At 46.3% G+C, this 16,055-nt stretch carries 14 protein-coding genes; 6 read left to right on the top strand and 8 right to left on the bottom strand.

Annotation, left to right across the window (positions count from 1 at the left end; translation table 11 throughout):
* Nucleotide 1 precedes the first annotated feature (1 nt).
* A complete protein-coding gene (gene meaB, locus C2759_RS05065) occupies nucleotides 2–1,027 on the bottom strand; it encodes a methylmalonyl Co-A mutase-associated GTPase MeaB (RefSeq protein ID WP_215356545.1) in 1,026 nt (341 codons plus the stop codon).
* A gap of 22 nt (nucleotides 1,028–1,049) precedes the next feature.
* Complete coding sequence (gene scpA / locus C2759_RS05060; protein WP_215356661.1) at nucleotides 1,050–3,191, bottom strand: methylmalonyl-CoA mutase; 2,142 nt, start codon at nucleotides 3,189–3,191, stop codon at nucleotides 1,050–1,052.
* A gap of 149 nt (nucleotides 3,192–3,340) precedes the next feature.
* Here scpA and C2759_RS05055 point away from each other — a divergent pair, with 149 nt between their 5' ends.
* Nucleotides 3,341–3,979, top strand: coding sequence for a GntR family transcriptional regulator (locus C2759_RS05055; protein WP_215356544.1), 639 nt, complete (start codon nucleotides 3,341–3,343; stop codon nucleotides 3,977–3,979).
* Between the two features lie 79 nt (nucleotides 3,980–4,058).
* On the opposite strand, the gene C2759_RS05050 is transcribed toward C2759_RS05055, so the two are convergent.
* Both C2759_RS05050 and C2759_RS05045 read right to left on the bottom strand, forming a co-directional pair.
* Complete coding sequence (locus C2759_RS05050) at nucleotides 4,059–4,403, bottom strand: cytochrome c (RefSeq protein WP_215356543.1); 345 nt, start codon at nucleotides 4,401–4,403, stop codon at nucleotides 4,059–4,061.
* Nucleotides 4,404–4,420: 17 nt separating this feature from the next.
* Nucleotides 4,421–4,786 (bottom strand): cytochrome c, encoded by a 366-nt coding sequence (locus C2759_RS05045; protein ID WP_215356542.1) that lies wholly within the window; start codon nucleotides 4,784–4,786, stop codon nucleotides 4,421–4,423.
* A 165-nt stretch (nucleotides 4,787–4,951) separates the two neighbouring features.
* Here C2759_RS05045 and C2759_RS05040 point away from each other — a divergent pair, with 165 nt between their 5' ends.
* The 3 genes from C2759_RS05040 (at nucleotide 4,952) to C2759_RS05030 (ending at nucleotide 7,547) form a co-directional block, all read left to right on the top strand.
* Nucleotides 4,952–5,809, top strand: coding sequence for a MoxR family ATPase (locus C2759_RS05040; protein WP_215356541.1), 858 nt, complete (start codon nucleotides 4,952–4,954; stop codon nucleotides 5,807–5,809).
* A 32-nt stretch (nucleotides 5,810–5,841) separates the two neighbouring features.
* A complete protein-coding gene (locus C2759_RS05035) occupies nucleotides 5,842–7,017 on the top strand; it encodes a VWA domain-containing protein (protein ID WP_215356540.1) in 1,176 nt (391 codons plus the stop codon).
* 71 nt (nucleotides 7,018–7,088) lie between these two features.
* Nucleotides 7,089–7,547 carry a RidA family protein gene (locus C2759_RS05030; RefSeq protein ID WP_215356539.1) on the top strand — a complete coding sequence of 153 codons (459 nt, stop codon included), beginning with the start codon at nucleotides 7,089–7,091 and terminating at the stop codon, nucleotides 7,545–7,547.
* Here the strand turns inward: C2759_RS05030 and C2759_RS05025 are convergent.
* The gene (locus C2759_RS05025; protein ID WP_215356538.1) at nucleotides 7,544–8,200 is read right to left on the bottom strand and encodes an NTP transferase domain-containing protein; all 657 of its coding nucleotides are present in this window, start codon (nucleotides 8,198–8,200) and stop codon (nucleotides 7,544–7,546) included. The two genes, C2759_RS05030 and C2759_RS05025, sit on opposite strands and share 4 nt — an antisense overlap.
* A gap of 75 nt (nucleotides 8,201–8,275) precedes the next feature.
* Here C2759_RS05025 and C2759_RS05020 point away from each other — a divergent pair, with 75 nt between their 5' ends.
* Entirely contained in the window at nucleotides 8,276–9,235 is a 960-nt protein-coding gene (locus C2759_RS05020; RefSeq protein WP_046330140.1) for an XdhC family protein, read from the top strand.
* A gap of 65 nt (nucleotides 9,236–9,300) precedes the next feature.
* On the opposite strand, the gene parC is transcribed toward C2759_RS05020, so the two are convergent.
* Nucleotides 9,301–11,673, bottom strand: coding sequence for a DNA topoisomerase IV subunit A (parC, locus tag C2759_RS05015; protein WP_251367051.1), 2,373 nt, complete (start codon nucleotides 11,671–11,673; stop codon nucleotides 9,301–9,303).
* Nucleotides 11,674–11,747: 74 nt separating this feature from the next.
* Nucleotides 11,748–13,736 (bottom strand): DNA topoisomerase IV subunit B, encoded by a 1,989-nt coding sequence (locus tag C2759_RS05010; protein WP_046330139.1) that lies wholly within the window; start codon nucleotides 13,734–13,736, stop codon nucleotides 11,748–11,750.
* 78 nt (nucleotides 13,737–13,814) lie between these two features.
* Between C2759_RS05010 and C2759_RS05005 the strand changes: the two genes are divergently transcribed.
* Entirely contained in the window at nucleotides 13,815–15,035 is a 1,221-nt protein-coding gene (locus C2759_RS05005; RefSeq protein WP_215356537.1) for a CaiB/BaiF CoA-transferase family protein, read from the top strand.
* Here the strand turns inward: C2759_RS05005 and C2759_RS05000 are convergent.
* Entirely contained in the window at nucleotides 15,032–16,039 is a 1,008-nt protein-coding gene (locus C2759_RS05000; RefSeq protein ID WP_251367035.1) for a tripartite tricarboxylate transporter substrate binding protein, read from the bottom strand. The two genes, C2759_RS05005 and C2759_RS05000, sit on opposite strands and share 4 nt — an antisense overlap.
* Between the last annotated feature and the right edge of the window lie 16 nt (nucleotides 16,040–16,055).

Below are 16,055 nucleotides of genomic sequence, written 5' to 3'. Positions count from 1 at the left end.
CTTAGAAAAATTCGTGGCCCATTGCCTCGAGCAAACGTCTCGCAGCAACAGAGGCGGCCATAGTTCCTTGATTCACCTCAGCGCTCAGGCTGGGTAAAAGTGCTTGTACTGCTGGGTGATTCTGAAAAGCATTTTTGAGGCCCGCATCGATTCGATCCCACATCCAAGCCCCCGCTTGTTGCTTACGGCGAGATGCTAATTGGCCATTGGCGTTTTGTAACTTCTGAAAATGCAGAATTTTTTCCCACAACTCAGGAACGCCATTACCTTCTAAGGCGCTCATAGTCATAACAGTAGGATGCCAATTCTCCAAGTGATGTGTGGCATGGTCAGGGTTACCTTGAAAGCCTAATAGTCGCAAAGAGCTGGTGATAAACAATTGCGCGCGCATAGCGGCATCGGGATCAATATCCACCTTATTAATCACAATCAGATCTGCAATTTCCATCACACCTTTTTTAATTGCTTGTAGATCATCGCCTGCATTAGGTAGTTGCAATAAGAGAAACATATCGGTCATACCGGCAACGGCAATTTCACTTTGACCTACGCCTACGGTTTCAACAATCACAATGTCAAATCCTGCAGCCTCAGCAACCAACATTGCCTCACGAGTTTTCTCGGCTACGCCACCCAATGTGCAGGATGAAGGACTCGGACGAATAAAGGCGTTATCCAGAACAGATAATCTCTCCATACGAGTCTTATCACCCAAAATAGAGCCGCCCGATAAGCTCGAAGATGGATCAATGGCTAGAACCGCAACACGATGGCCTTTTGCAATTAAATCCAAGCCTAGTGTTTCGATGAGAGTAGATTTACCAACACCAGGTACGCCTGATATGCCCAAGCGAAATGACTTACCTGTCTTTGGTAATAAAGTGTTGAGAACCTCATCAGCACGATGACGATGATCCATGCGGGTAGATTCAAGCAAAGTAATGATCTTGGCCAATGCTCTGCGCTGCGCCGATGAGGGCGCACCAGTGAGATCATTCACCAAGGCTTGGTCTACCGCATTGAGCATGCTGATTTCTTTTTATTTAGAATTAATCAGGCTTTACAGATTTACGAATCTGCTCAAGTACATCTTTTGCAGATGCTGGAATCGGAGTTCCTGGGCCGTAAATACCCTTAACTCCAGCCTCGTATAAGAACTCATAGTCTTGTCTCGGAATAACTCCGCCCACGAAAACAATAATGTCGTCGGCACCCTGCTTTTTCAATTCAGCAATGATGGCAGGAACTAAAGTCTTATGACCTGCTGCCAAAGTAGAAACTCCTAAGGCATGAACATCATTCTCAATGGCTTGACGCGCGCACTCTTCAGGAGTCTGAAACAAGGGCCCAATGTCTACGTCAAAACCTAAATCAGCAAAGGCGGTCGCGACTACTTTAGCCCCGCGATCATGACCATCTTGGCCAAGCTTGGCAATCATCACTCGCGGACGACGACCAAAGTCTTTTGCGAAATCAGCGATCTCGACCTTCAATTTATCCCAGCCTTCAGCTGAGTCATAAGCAGCTGCATACACACCAGTCACCTTTTGAGTATCGGCGCGATGGCGCCCGTAAACTTTTTCCAATGCATCAGAAACTTCGCCAACCGTAGCGCGCAAACGGATGGCCTGCACAGCCAATTCCAATAGATTGCCAGTATTTTCTTCTGCGGCTTTAGTTAATGCTTCTAATGCAGCTTCTACTTTCTTAGAGTCCCGCTTCGCCTTGATCTCTTTTAGGCGAGCAACTTGGCTTTCTCGAACCTTATCGTTGTCAATCATCAAAACATCCACCAAGTCTTCTTTTCCAAGCTTGTATTTATTGACGCCGACAATGACATCAGAACCTGAATCGATCTTCGCTTGTTTCTCAGCGGCTGCAGCCTCAATCTTGAGCTTAGCCCAACCACTCTCTACCGCTTTGGTCATGCCGCCCATGGCGTCCACTTCTTGAACAATCTCCCAGGCTTTATCAGCCATCTCTTGAGTGAGATTTTCCATCATGTAAGAACCAGCCCATGGATCGATCACGCTAGTGATGTGAGTTTCTTCTTGCAGAATTAATTGAGTGTTTCGGGCTATACGGCTAGAGAACTCTGACGGTAAGGCAATCGCTTCATCAAAGGAATTGGTATGCAATGATTGTGTGCCCCCAAATACAGCGGCCATTGCTTCAACTGTGGTGCGAACAACGTTGTTATACGGATCCTGCTCAGTTAAAGACCAGCCAGAGGTTTGGCAGTGGGTTCGCAACATCAAGGACTTTGGATTCTTTGGCTCGAAGGACTTCATGATGCGCCACCATAAAAGACGTGCAGCACGTAACTTGGCGACCTCTAGGTAAAAGTTCATGCCAATAGCAAAGAAGAAAGAGAGTCGGCCAGCAAAGCCATCAACATCTAAACCTTTTGCTAAAGCTGTTTTGACGTACTCTTTACCGTCGGCCAATGTGAATGCCAATTCGAGTACTTGGTTTGCGCCTGCCTCTTGCATGTGATAACCCGAAATCGAGATCGAGTTAAATTTGGGCATGTGTTTGGCGGTGTATTCGATGATGTCGCCAATAATGCGGATTGAAGGCTCTGGTGGATAAATGTAAGTATTGCGCACCATAAACTCTTTCAGAATGTCATTCTGAATCGTGCCTGACAGCAACTCTTGTTTTACGCCCTGTTCTTCGCCAGCAACGATGTAACCAGCCAATACTGGCAGTACCGCTCCGTTCATCGTCATCGAAACAGATACCTTATCGAGTGGAATTCCATCGAACAAGATTTTCATGTCTTCAACTGAATCAATAGCAACACCTGCCTTACCAACGTCACCAGTCACGCGTGGATGATCAGAGTCGTAACCACGATGCGTTGCTAAGTCAAAAGCAACAGAAACACCTTGCCCGCCTGCATCTAGCGCCTTGCGATAAAACGCATTGGACTCTTCTGCAGTGGAGAAGCCAGCGTACTGACGAATAGTCCAAGGTCGCACTGAATACATCGTTGCTTGAGGTCCACGAACAAATGGCTCAAAGCCTGGCAAAGAATGGGTGTATTGAAGACCTTCAGTATCTTGGGCAGTATATAAAGCCTTCAGATGAATTCCGTCCGGCGTTTGCCAACCCAATTTATCAATATCACCATTGGGCGCTGACTTTTGGGCTGATTTTTTCCAAGCATCTAAATCACAATCAGGCACATTGGGCCAAGTATTGGATGAATTCGATGCAGACTTTTTCTCACTTGTACTCACAAAGCACTCCCGGTTGGCTTTTTACATCATCACTAGTTTTGTAAGTCCATTTTGCTTGACTTTTTTAGATTTGTCTAGATACTGTATACATAATTATGAATACAAAACTAATTAACAGACCTCTATATGAAGATGTTGCCGAACGATTGCGCGCGCAAATCTTCTCCCATGAATTAGCTCCCGGAAGCTGGCTAGATGAACAAAGTCTGGCAATAGCGTTCGGAATCAGCCGGACACCCATGCGGGAGGCTATCAAGGTTCTTGCCTCCGAGGGTCTAGTAACAAGCAAAATGAATAAAGGCTCTTATGTCACTGAGGTTGACAGAGGTGATTTAGAGCAAATCTTTACTGTTCTCTCCCTACTGGAGGGTCAGGCGGCTAAAGAAACTGCAATTAAGGCTACCGAGGCACAGTTAACCCAATTAGATGATCTGCACCACCGGTTAGAAAAGGCAGCGGCAGATCGAGATATCGGGCAGTTTTTTGAATTTAACGTCAAATTTCACGAATTAATCCAAGAAATCGCAGGAAATAAGTGGATGAACGGGGTTATCGACGATCTGCGCAAAGTGCTCAAACTCCAAAGGCGTGATTCTTTAAGTAGAGGGGATCGCCTTTTAAGCTCACTGCTTGAGCATCGGGAAATTCTTCAGGCCATTCTCAAAAGAGACCCCATAGCGGCAGAGCTGGCTATGCGCAATCACCTTGCTAGAGGGCTTGAGGCCACAAAATAAGAAGTGCGCTTTAAATACTTAAAAAACAAAGGCTTAGGTGATTAACCTAAGCCTTTTCGTTTGGATCTAACTAAGTAATTTACTTCTTGATAACAAAGTTACCAGGCAATTTAGCGATGTAAGCAGCCATGTCGTGAAGATCAGCATCGCTGTAGGGCTTAGCCTGAGAAGACATTACTGCATTGTTACGGCCAAACTGGGGATTAGAGCCGCCAACTTGGTAAGCACGCAATGCATAGTAAAGGTAATCAGCATGCTGGCCAGCTAACTTTGGGTATGCAGGCAAGATTGGCGCATTCAGCCCGGCGCCGTGGCAGGAGGCACAGTTGCCTTTTTCTACCAGTGCTTGGCCTTTTTCGGCGCTGGCTGCTTGAGCTACACCAATGCTTGACAACAAAATGGCGGTAATTAGTGCGAATTTCATAAACGTGCCTCTAAATATCACTTCAATGGATTATTTGGTGAGCTGGCAGTTTGCGCAGCATAGTATTCGCCGAGATCAGCCATGTCTTGATCAGACAAGCTACCCGCGATAGAACGCATGGTTGGATGCTTTCTTTCACCTTTTTTGTATGCAGCTAAGGAGCTAGCAATATAAGCGGCGTTTTGACCACCAATCATGGGAACTTTGTAGACCAAAGGATAGTCAGCGCGGTAGTCAGGAATGGCGTGGCAACCAATACAGAGCCAAACCTTGCCCTGTCCAGCTTGAGCAGAACCTTTAACGTCTTGAGCTTGAGCTGAGAATCCGGCAAGAGCTAGACCAGCGCAGAGAGTCAATTGGGAAAGAATGAGGTGTTTTTTCATAGAAATCATTATTAACGAGTTTGATTCAAATCAATTTGGAAGAGTATAGCGGAGACGAGCCAAGATACCCTGTTTTCACCCCTTGAAATGAGTAAAAACACTGAAAATGCCAATCCTTTTACCTATACTTGATGGCTATTTACAGACAAACTGATTGCCCTCACCATGACTAAGATCCAATCCCGTTTCGACGGCTCGAAAAGCTATGTAGCCACTAATGACTTGAAATTGGCTGTCAACGCGGCGATACAACTTCAGCGCCCGCTGTTAATTAAAGGAGAGCCGGGAACAGGTAAAACCATGCTGGCCGAGGAAGTGGCTGCAGCTTTGCAGATGCCTCTGATGCAATGGCATATTAAATCAACCACCAAGGCTCAACAAGGCCTTTATGAATACGATGCCGTTAGCAGGTTAAGAGACTCTCAGCTTGGCGATGAAAAAGTAAACGACATTCGCAATTACATAGTTAAGGGCGTCCTTTGGCAAGCATTTGAAGCAGATGAACCCGTAGTTTTGCTGATTGATGAGATTGATAAGGCCGATATTGAATTCCCAAACGACCTCTTACGAGAAATCGACCGTATGGAGTTCTACGTATACGAAACGCGTGAGTTGATTAAAGCGAAGCACCGCCCTCTTGTCATCATCACATCAAATAATGAAAAAGAATTGCCAGATGCATTTTTGCGCCGCTGCTTCTTCCACTACATCTCTTTTCCAGATGCAGGAACGATGCAGAGTATTGTTGATGTCCACCATCCCAATATCAAGCAAGAATTATTAGAAGCTGCACTCCAATCTTTTTATCAAATCCGCTCTTTACCAGGCTTAAAAAAGAAACCTTCCACCTCTGAACTCATCGATTGGTTAAAGCTACTGCTTGCAGAAGATACTCCTGCTGACGCCTTGTATAGCGGTGATGACAAAATTACGATCCCTCCGTTGCATGGTGCACTTCTTAAAAACGAACAAGATATTCACCTCTTTGAGCGTTTAGTGATGATGAACCGCAATCACCGCTGATCTAACAAGCTAATTTTTTCCATAACTGAATCATGTTGATTCAATTCTTTCTGAATCTCAAAGAGGCCAAGGTGCCTGTTTCTGTTCGAGAATTTTTAACACTGCTTGAGGCCCTAAAGGAAGGTGTCATTGAACCCTCAATTGATGAGTTTTATCAACTGGCCCGGATGACCTTAGTCAAAGATGAGCAGCACTTTGATCGATTCGATCAAGTGTTTGGCTCCTACTTCAATGGTGTAGAACAGATCATGGCGCTAGCTCCCGATATTCCCTTGGACTGGCTTGAGAAAAAATTGCAACGCGTATTAACCGAAGAAGAAAAGGCGGCACTCCAAAAACTAGGTGGCCCAGAAGCATTACAAAAGCGACTTCAAGAGCTTTTGAAAGAACAAAAAGAATGGCATGGTGGTGGTAATAAATGGATCGGTGCGGGAGGCTCATCACCCTTTGGACATAGCGGCTACCATCCTGAGGGCATTCGTATTGGTGGCGAGAGTGCGGGTAATCGAACGGCTATTAAAGTCTGGGAAGCCAGGGAGTTTAAAGACTATGACAGTGATCTTAGTCTAGGGACGCGCAATATCAAAATGGCCCTACGGCGGTTACGCCGCTTCGCTAGAGAAGGCTCGAATCTGGAGCTAGATCTCGATAAGACCATCCACTCTACCGCTGCAAACGCAGGAGTGCTTGACATCCAAATGCGACCTGAGCGTCACAATCAAGTCAAAGTCTTATTGCTAATGGATGTGGGCGGTTCAATGGATGATCACATTGCGCGCATCTCTGAATTATTTACGGCCGTCAAAACAGAATTCAAGCACTTAGAGTATTACTACTTTCATAACTGCGTATACGAATATCTCTGGCAAAGTAATCGTCGCAGACGCGATCAAGTCAATGCAACCCAAGACATCATTAATAAATATGGCCCCGACTACAAACTCATTTTCATTGGAGACGCCACTATGTCTCCTTATGAGATTCTGAGCCCCAATGGATCGGTTGAGTACAACAATCGAGAAACTGGTGCAGCGTGGATTAATCGCCTCATTGACCACTTCCCTCACTTTGCCTGGCTCAATCCAGAACCAGAATCGGTTTGGCAATATCGTCAATCGATCGACATCATGAAAGGTCTCATGAAAGACCGGATGTATCCTGTGACCTTAAATGGTCTCGAGAGCGCTATGCGTCAACTCTCAAAGTAATCCAGTAATATTTACATCAGCCCCTCTTTATTCTCTCCTTTTTTCTTTATTTATTTCTTTACTAAAACTCTATGACAAATCACATTAGCGATCGCCTGAAAACTCTTGGTATTGAATTACCTCCGCCTGGGCCCCCTGCTGCTGCCTATGTCATGGCTGCAACGACTGGCAATACCGTTTTCCTCTCCGGCCATATTGCCAAAAAAGATGGTAAGCCCTGGGTTGGTAAGCTGGGTCTTGATATGGATACTGATACTGGTAAAGCTGCAGCTAAATCCATTGCAATTGATTTAATGGCCACACTACAAAATCACTTAGGCTCACTGGATAAAGTAAAGCGCATAGTCAAAGTGATGGGTTTAGTGAATTCGACCTCGGAGTTTACTGAGCAGCACATAGTAGTGAATGGTTGTTCGGAACTGCTGTTTGAAGTCTTTGGTGATGCAGGAAAACATGCTCGTAGCGCGTTTGGTGTGGCGCAAATTCCTCTGGGTGCTTGCGTTGAAATTGAACTGATTGCTGAGATTTAAAAACTAAATCGCTTTAATTTGTGCCTCTGGATGTCTTCTGGTGTATCGACATCCATCACAAATGCCTGATTACTGGTGTGCATTGCCCTTACCTTATCGTGATGGGTATCCATGTAGTCTCGACAAACCATACCTGGTTGGGCTAATACATCTAAGACTGCTTGGTAGGAAAATAAAACAGGATTGCCACGTCTTCCATCTACCATTGGCAGAATGATTTCCTGACCATCTTCTCGCTTAGCGTATTCGTCAAGTAATTCTTGTATTTCCTTTGCGCCAACTTCAGGCTGATCCGATAGCGCAACAAGCAAGACATCAAAGTTAGTTCGTAGTGATTCCAGGCCCAAGCGAACAGATGACGGTTGACCCTCTTCTGGCGATCCATTTCTGATGATCTTCATCGGATGAGTCAAAGAGGTATTCATTTTTGCAATTTCAGACTCGATTAACTGCGCGTGGAAGCCGGTGACCACAATGCATTCGACAGGACTAAACCCTTGAATTGCACTCGAAAAAAGCTCTAAAAGCGTTTTCCCATCACGGTGAAGTAAAGCCTTCGGATGTGAACCGAGTCGACTGCCCTCGCCAGCTGCCAATAAGAGCGCAGCTATACGCAATTGTGAATCATGGGCAGATGGGCTAGAACTTGTCATTAGGGTGATAATAATTAGATTGCTAGCAAAAATAATAAATATAAAAAATTTAACGTAAGAAATTAATGGCAGGAAATGAATAGTACTGATTTAAGCGTATTAAAAGCAGCGGTGGATTGGCTCAAATCGGGCCATCCGGTTGCCATAGCTACAGTTGTCCAGACTTGGGGTTCCGCTCCAAGACCTGTTGGATCTTGGCTGGCCATTCGAGGTGATGGACAAGTTACTGGATCAGTTTCTGGTGGATGTGTCGAGGATGATCTGATTCGCCGAGTACAAACCGAAATCCTGACTCGAGATTTACCAGAAATGGTGGTCTATGGCGTTAGTCAACAAGAGGCTGCGCGATTTGGCCTGCCCTGTGGTGGCACGCTACGATTGCTCGTCGAGCCCAAACCAGAGCTGGCTATTTTGGAAGCCATTCTAGAGTCCATCAGCAATCATCAAATCACTTCGCGCACAGTTGATCTTTCGATTGGCAAATCGACACTCGAAGCTGGTAATCGTAATCAGGCATTTATTTGCGATGAGCACTTCATGAAAACCACCTATGGTCCTCGCTGGCGCATGGTGATCATTGGCGCAGGACAACTATCGCTGTACACCGCTGACTTTGCTCTTGCATCGGACTTTGAAGTGATCGTCATTGACCCACGCGAAGAGTATGCAGAAGGGATTAATCGTGAACAGATTCAGTTTATCAAGGGTATGCCAGATGATGTGTTGCTAGAAATTGGGGTTGACTCCCATACGGCGGTTGTTGCCTTAACGCATGATCCCAAACTGGATGACATGGCCTTGATGGAGGCATTGAAGTCTCCCGCTTTTTATGTGGGAGCACTGGGTAGCAGAATCAATACTCAGAAACGGAAAGCCCGTTTACTGGAATTTGATGTGACGCAGGAACAAGTTGAACGTCTTCACGGACCCGTTGGTTTATTTATTGGCGCATTGACTCCGCCCGAGATCGCCGTATCCATCTTGGCTGAAGTGATTGCCGTCAAGTACGGCGTACCAATACCTCAGAAGGTTTAAGCGCCAATAAAAAACCCGATCAATCATGACCGGGTTTTTTAATTTAGCAAAACTAGCTTAGCTTCTTAGTTTGCTTTGAGTTTTCCGTCCTTGAGTCGGGGCTCTACGAAGTGACCTTTACGGGCACGATTACCTGCAAACGACTTCAAGGTTTTCGCATCGAGACTTAACTCCGTTGGCTTACCAGCGCGACCCGCACCGGAGTACGTAGCGCCGTCAGGTCCAACCGCAATGGCAGAAGCCAGCTTCTCTTTATCATCCAAGCCCATCAGAATGACACCTTTACCACCAGTCGGTAAGCGCTTCAGCTCATCGAGCGGGAACACTAATAACTTAGAGCTTTCAGACAAGCAAGCTACCTGCTTCATACCTGCCATGACCTTAGCGGCTCCCAGAGGGGCATCACCACCTGGAAATTTGCTGTCGATACCAACAAATGATTTACCAGCCTTATTGCGGGTAGACATGTCTGCTACGTTTGCCAGGAAGCCGTTGCCTGATCTAGTAGAAATCAACACAAGATCATCGGGTTGACCAGCATAGTAGGCAACCATTTGTGATCCAGCAGCTAAGTTCACAAAACTGGTTAATGGCGAGCCATCACCACGTGCGCCAGGCAACTCACTTACGGGAACGGTATAGACGCGACCATCACTACCAAATCCTTGCATCACATCAACGGTGCGGCACTCGAATGTGCCATACAAAGCATCACCAGCTTTAAAGGCAAACTGCGTTGCATCATGCTCATGACCTTGACGAACGCGCACCCAACCTTTTTGCGACACAATCACGGTGACAGGCTCGTCTAATACCTTAGTCTCAGCTACAGCACGCTTATCTTCCTGAATCAGAGTGCGGCGATCGTCACCAAAATCCTTCATGTCGGATTCGATTTCTTTGATGATGCGTTTGCGTAAAACAGTATCGCTCTGCAATAAACCTTCAAGGTCATCACGCTCAGACTTAAGCTCTTTTAACTCTTGCTCAATCTTAATACCCTCAAGGCGGGCTAACTGACGCAAGCGGATGTCTAAGATATCTTCTGCTTGACGATCACTCAGCTTGAACTCTTTTATGAGATCAGCTTTAGGTTCATCGCTATTGCGAATGATCTTAATGACCTTATCAATATTCAGAAGAACGATTAAGCGCCCTTCCAAAATATGCATCCGATCATTCACTTTGCCTAAGCGATGTTGAGTGCGCCGTGTAACCGTGCCGACCCTGAAAGAAATCCACTCAGAAATAATTTCTTTAAGGCCTTTTTGACGTGGACGACCATCGGTACCAATCATGACCAAGTTCATTGGCGCATTGGATTCAAGTGATGTGTGAGCTAGCAGTAAGTTGGCAAACTCATTGACATCAATATTTTTGCTCTTGGGCTCAAATACCAAGCGAACAGCTGCGTCTTTGCTCGACTCATCACGGACGCCATCAAGGACATTCAAGATGGTGGATTTGAGATTACTTTGCTCTGGAGTTAAAGTCTTCTTACCAACCTTCACTTTAGGATTGGTAATCTCTTCAATCTCTTGCAATACGCGCTGCGATGAAGTTGATGGTGGCAGTTCATTGACCACAATTTGCCACTGGCCACGAGCCAATTCCTCAACAGACCAGCGCGCACGCACTTTTAGACTTCCACGACCCGCTTCATAAATCTGCGTGATCTCTGCTGGAGAAGAAATAATTTGGCCGCCTCCTGGATAGTCTGGACCAGGAATAATTTCAAGCAACTCTGACGTGCTCATTTTTGGAGACTTCATCAAGGCAATGGCTGCGCTGGCTACTTCCCGTAAATTGTGTGAAGGAATCTCTGTAGCCATACCGACCGCGATACCTGATGCACCGTTCAATAAAACAAAGGGTAAGCGTGCCGGCAATAACTTCGGCTCTTGGAACGATCCATCGTAGTTCGGTGCAAAATCTACCGTACCTTCATCAATCTCGCTCAGCAACAAACCGGCAATCTTAGTCAAACGTGCTTCGGTATAACGCATTGCTGCTGCACCATCACCATCACGTGAACCAAAGTTACCTTGTCCATCAATTAATGGATAACGTAATGAGAAGCTCTGGGCGAGACGTACTAATGCGTCATAAGCCGATTGATCGCCATGTGGATGGAATTTACCCAGGACATCACCAACCACACGCGCACTCTTTACAGGCTTAGCATCAGCGCGCAAGCCCATCTCGCTCATCGAAAACAGAATGCGGCGTTGAACTGGCTTTTGACCATCGGATACATCCGGTAGTGCACGGCCTTTGACAACGCTAATGGCGTAATCTAAGTAGGCACGTTCAGCGTAGACGGCTAGCGTTAGGCTGTCTTTGTCATCCTCATTGAGCTCAATCTTTTTGGGATCATGCGGATCATTCGGTCCGCCCACCTGAGCTGCAATCGGCTTATCTACTTCTACGATATTCATTTCAATTGGCTCACCATCAAACAAATCTGCTTGCTCAGCTGGTTTATTACTACCTGGAGTTTTTTTAATCGCCATCAGATGTCCGCCTCAACTTCGTTGCCGCGCTCTTCTAACCAATCACGACGCGCCCCGGATTCGGATTTACCCATCAACATATCCATTGTTTTAATTGTTTCATCTTCTGTCCATGCGCCCAAGGTCACCGGTAAGAGGCGGCGCGTATCAGGATTGAGGGTGGTATCCCACAATTGTTCGGCACTCATCTCACCTAAACCTTTAAAGCGAGAAATTTGCCAAGCTGACTCTTTGACGCCGTCTTTACGTAACTTATCTTCAATTGCTTGCAGTTCGCTGGCATCGAGTGCATAAATCTTTTGTGCCGGTTTTTTACCGCGCGCTGGCGCATCCACTCTAAATAATGGTGGCCGAGAAATATGAATATGCCCCAGTTCAATTAACTTAGGAAAATGCTTGTAGAACAAGGTGAGCAGCAATACCTGAATATGCGCGCCATCGACGTCCGCATCAGACAATATGCAGACCTTGCCATAACGCAAATTCGATAGATCGGGCGTGTCGTTAGCACCATGTGGATCCACGCCAATGGCAACCGCAATGTCATGCACTTCATTGTTCGCAAATAAGCGATCGCGCTCGGCTTCCCAAGTATTGAGAACCTTACCGCGCAAAGGCAGAATCGCTTGGTACTCTTTATTACGCCCCATCTTGGCTGAGCCGCCTGCTGAGTCTCCCTCAACCAGGAAAATTTCATTGAGGCTAATGTCTTGGCTTTCGCAATCGGTAAGTTTTCCAGGGAGAACTGCCACACCAGAAGATTTTTTCTTCTCAACTTTTTGGCCCGCACGGGTTCTAGCTTGGGCTTGCTTAATCACTAAGTCCGCTAATTTGCGACCGTAATCCACATGTTCGTTAAGCCAAAGCTCCAATGCAGATTTAGCATAACCTGAAACCAAGCGCACTGCATCTCTAGAGTTCAGACGCTCTTTAATTTGTCCCTGAAATTGTGGATCCAAGACCTTGGCAGACAAAATAAATGAGGCGCGCGCAAAGACGTCCTCAGGCATGAGCTTCACGCCTTTGGGTTGCAAAGCATGCATCTCAATAAAACCTTTGACCGCATTAAAAAGGCCTTCACGTAGTCCGCTTTCGTGCGTGCCACCTGCAGGAGTCGGAATCAAGTTCACATAACTCTCACGCACAGGTGCACCATCTTCAGTCCAGGTCACAACCCAGGCTGCGCCCTCGCCTTCAGCAAAGGAGTCATCATCTCCGTTTCCAGTAGCGTATTGCTCACCTTCAAATGGAGGAATGACTTCCGCTCCGTGACCTGCTTGCGCCATCGCTTCATTTAAGTAGCCGCGCAAGCCTTGGGCATATTGCCAAGTTTGGCTCTCGCCAGACTTTTCTTGAATCAGGGTCACTTTTACGCCTGGCAATAAGACTGCCTTAGAGCGCAACAAGCGAATCAGTTCAGGCATGGGAATGGCTGCACTATCAAAATACTTGCCATCAGGCCATGCCCGTACCCGTGTACCGTGCGATTTATCCTCTTTGCCAGCGGCACTGGTTTTAAGCTTTTCAATGACCTTGCCATCAGCAAAGGTCAATGTAGAGACCTGACCCTCACGCCATACCGTGACTTCCAGCCTTTTGGATAGGGCATTAGTCACAGAGACACCAACACCATGCAAACCACCAGAGAAGGCATAGGCACCACCAGTGCCTTTTTCGAATTTACCGCCAGCATGGAGTTGGGTGAAGACGATTTCGACTACTGGGAGCTTCTCAGTCGGATGAATACCCACTGGAATGCCGCGACCATCATCCTCGACGCTCACACTACTATCGGTATGCAAAGTCACAATGATTTGCTTGCCAAATCCACCTAATGCCTCGTCAGAAGCGTTATCTAACACCTCCTGAATAATGTGCAATGGGTTATCAGTGCGGGTGTACATTCCCGGCCGCTGACGGACGGGTTCGAGCCCTTTTAGGACTTGAATCGATGATTCGCTGTATTCAGATGTTTTACGGGTAGCCATGCGCGCAAATTGTAGTCATGTCTGAACGAAAACCTGAATTTTCCTGAATTACCCTTTTTTTCATGCCAAAATTGCAGGATGGGAGCCTTAAGTCATATTCGCGTTTTAGACCTCAGCCGTGTACTTGCCGGCCCGTGGTGCACACAAAACCTTGCCGATCTTGGTGCAGACGTCATTAAGGTTGAAAAACCTGGTGAGGGCGACGATACACGTCACTGGGGCCCTCCTTTTGCCAGAGATCAAGATGGTAAAGATACGACTGAAAGTGCGTATTTCATATCCATTAACCGCAATAAACGCTCAATCACCATCGATATTAGTAAGCCAGAAGGTCAGGATCTCGTTCGCCAGCTCGCAAAAGAGTCTGATGTTGTTATTGAAAACTACAAAGTTGGGCAATTGGCTAAGTACGGACTTGATTACGAGAGCTTGAGAAAAGTAAAGTCAGATCTGATTTACTGCTCAATTACTGGATTCGGTCAATTTGGGCCCTACGCAAAACGCCCTGGATATGACTTTATTGTCCAAGGAATGGGGGGCTTCATGAGCGTTACCGGTGAAGCGGACGACTTTCCGGGTGCTAGCCCGCAAAAAGCTGGGGTTGCAATCGCCGATATTTTTACAGGAATGTACGCCACCACCTCGATTTTGGCGGCTATTGCCCATAAAAACCATACTGGCGAGGGTCAATACATTGACTTGGCCCTTCTTGATACGCAAATAGCAGTCATGGCAAATGTGGCTAGCGCCTATTTATGCTCTGATGAAATCCCCAAACGCTGGGGTAATGCATCTCCAACAATAGTGCCTTATCAAACACTTCCAACATCAGATGGATGGATGATTGTTGCTGCAGGAAATAATGGCCAATTTAGGCATTTTGTGACAGCGGGCGATGAAGCCCATTTAGCCGACAACCCCCTGTACTCCGAGAATCCAATGCGGGTAAAGCACCGCGAAAAGCTGGTACCTCTGCTTGAGGAAATGACGAGAAAGAAAACTAAGGCAGAGTGGATATCTTTGCTTGAAAAAGCAAATGTTCCCTGTGGGCCAATTAATAATTTCCAGGAAGTATTTGAAAATGAACAGGTTAAAGCCCGTGATATTCAAATGAATGTGCCCCACCCCACAGCAGGCAATATGAAACTAGTGGCGAGCCCAATGCGACTTTCAAAAACACCTGTAGAAGTGAGAATGGCACCTCCAACATTGGGACAACATACTGATGAGATCCTGCGCGAAAGACTAGGTCTTAGCGCACAGGATATCGTTTTGCTCAGACAAAATGGCTCGATTTAATCAAGCTTGCCAATTTTTCTGACCACTTCATTCATCTTGGCAATATCCTTATCCCAAAAGATTTGGAATTCAGGCTCATCAAGATAATCGATAGGGCTGCCAGCATTGCCAATGGTTGAGCGGATGGAATTGTCGTTAACAGCAACTCTCAATGCATCACGATATTTTTTGACAATCGGCTCAGGCGTACTCTTCGGCACAAAAATCCCAGTCCACTGATTGTATTCAACGGGAATTCCAAGCTCCTTGAGAGAAGGAACATCTGGTAGCGCAGCCATCTTGCCTGTTCCGGTATGAGCTAAAGCTCTCAGTTTTCCAGCTTTGATATTTTGAACGACGGTTGATGGGCCGCTAGCAACAATATCAACCTCTCCACTGAGAACAGCCAGTACAGCAGGGCCAGCGCCGCCATAGGGAATATGAACCACGAAAATATTCTGATTCGTTTTAAGCATCTCCATTGGCAACTGCATAGTTCCATAGTTACCTGAAGAGCTGAAATTGTATTTACCTGGATACTTTTTAGCATCAGCAACAAACTCAGTCATGGTTTTCCATGGTGCATCACTCTTAACAACAATCACTAATGGATCGGAAGTAATGCGGCCAATCGGTCTTAGCTGGTTGGTTGCGTACGAAGCTGTTTTGCCAGCAATCTTATCCGTCTCTGGAATGGTAGAAACAGAGGACATGGCAAATAAAACGTTGTAACCATCTGGCTTTGCTTTGGCAACGTAGGCATTACCAATCCCGCCACCTGCCCCAGGCTTGTTCTCCATGATGATGGGCTTTTCAAGATTTTTAGCCATACCATCAGCAATGGGTCTACCAACAACTGTGGCAACCCCGCCCGGCGGAAATGGGATGATCATTGAAATTGGTCTGTTAGGCCATGACTCTTCAGCGGTCGCTGTCTGACCAAAAGAACTCTGGCTAAACAACATCGCTGCAGAAAATAAACAGCCTAAGAAGATTCCGATTTTTTGTTTTTTCTTGGAATGCATTATTTTGTCTCCTCCA

Source organism: Polynucleobacter sp. MG-Unter2-18 (genome assembly GCF_018687675.1).
Classification (GTDB): Bacteria; Pseudomonadota; Gammaproteobacteria; order Burkholderiales; family Burkholderiaceae; genus Polynucleobacter.
Note: the sequence above shows the minus strand (reverse complement) of the source record. Positions and strands in the feature narration are given on the sequence as shown.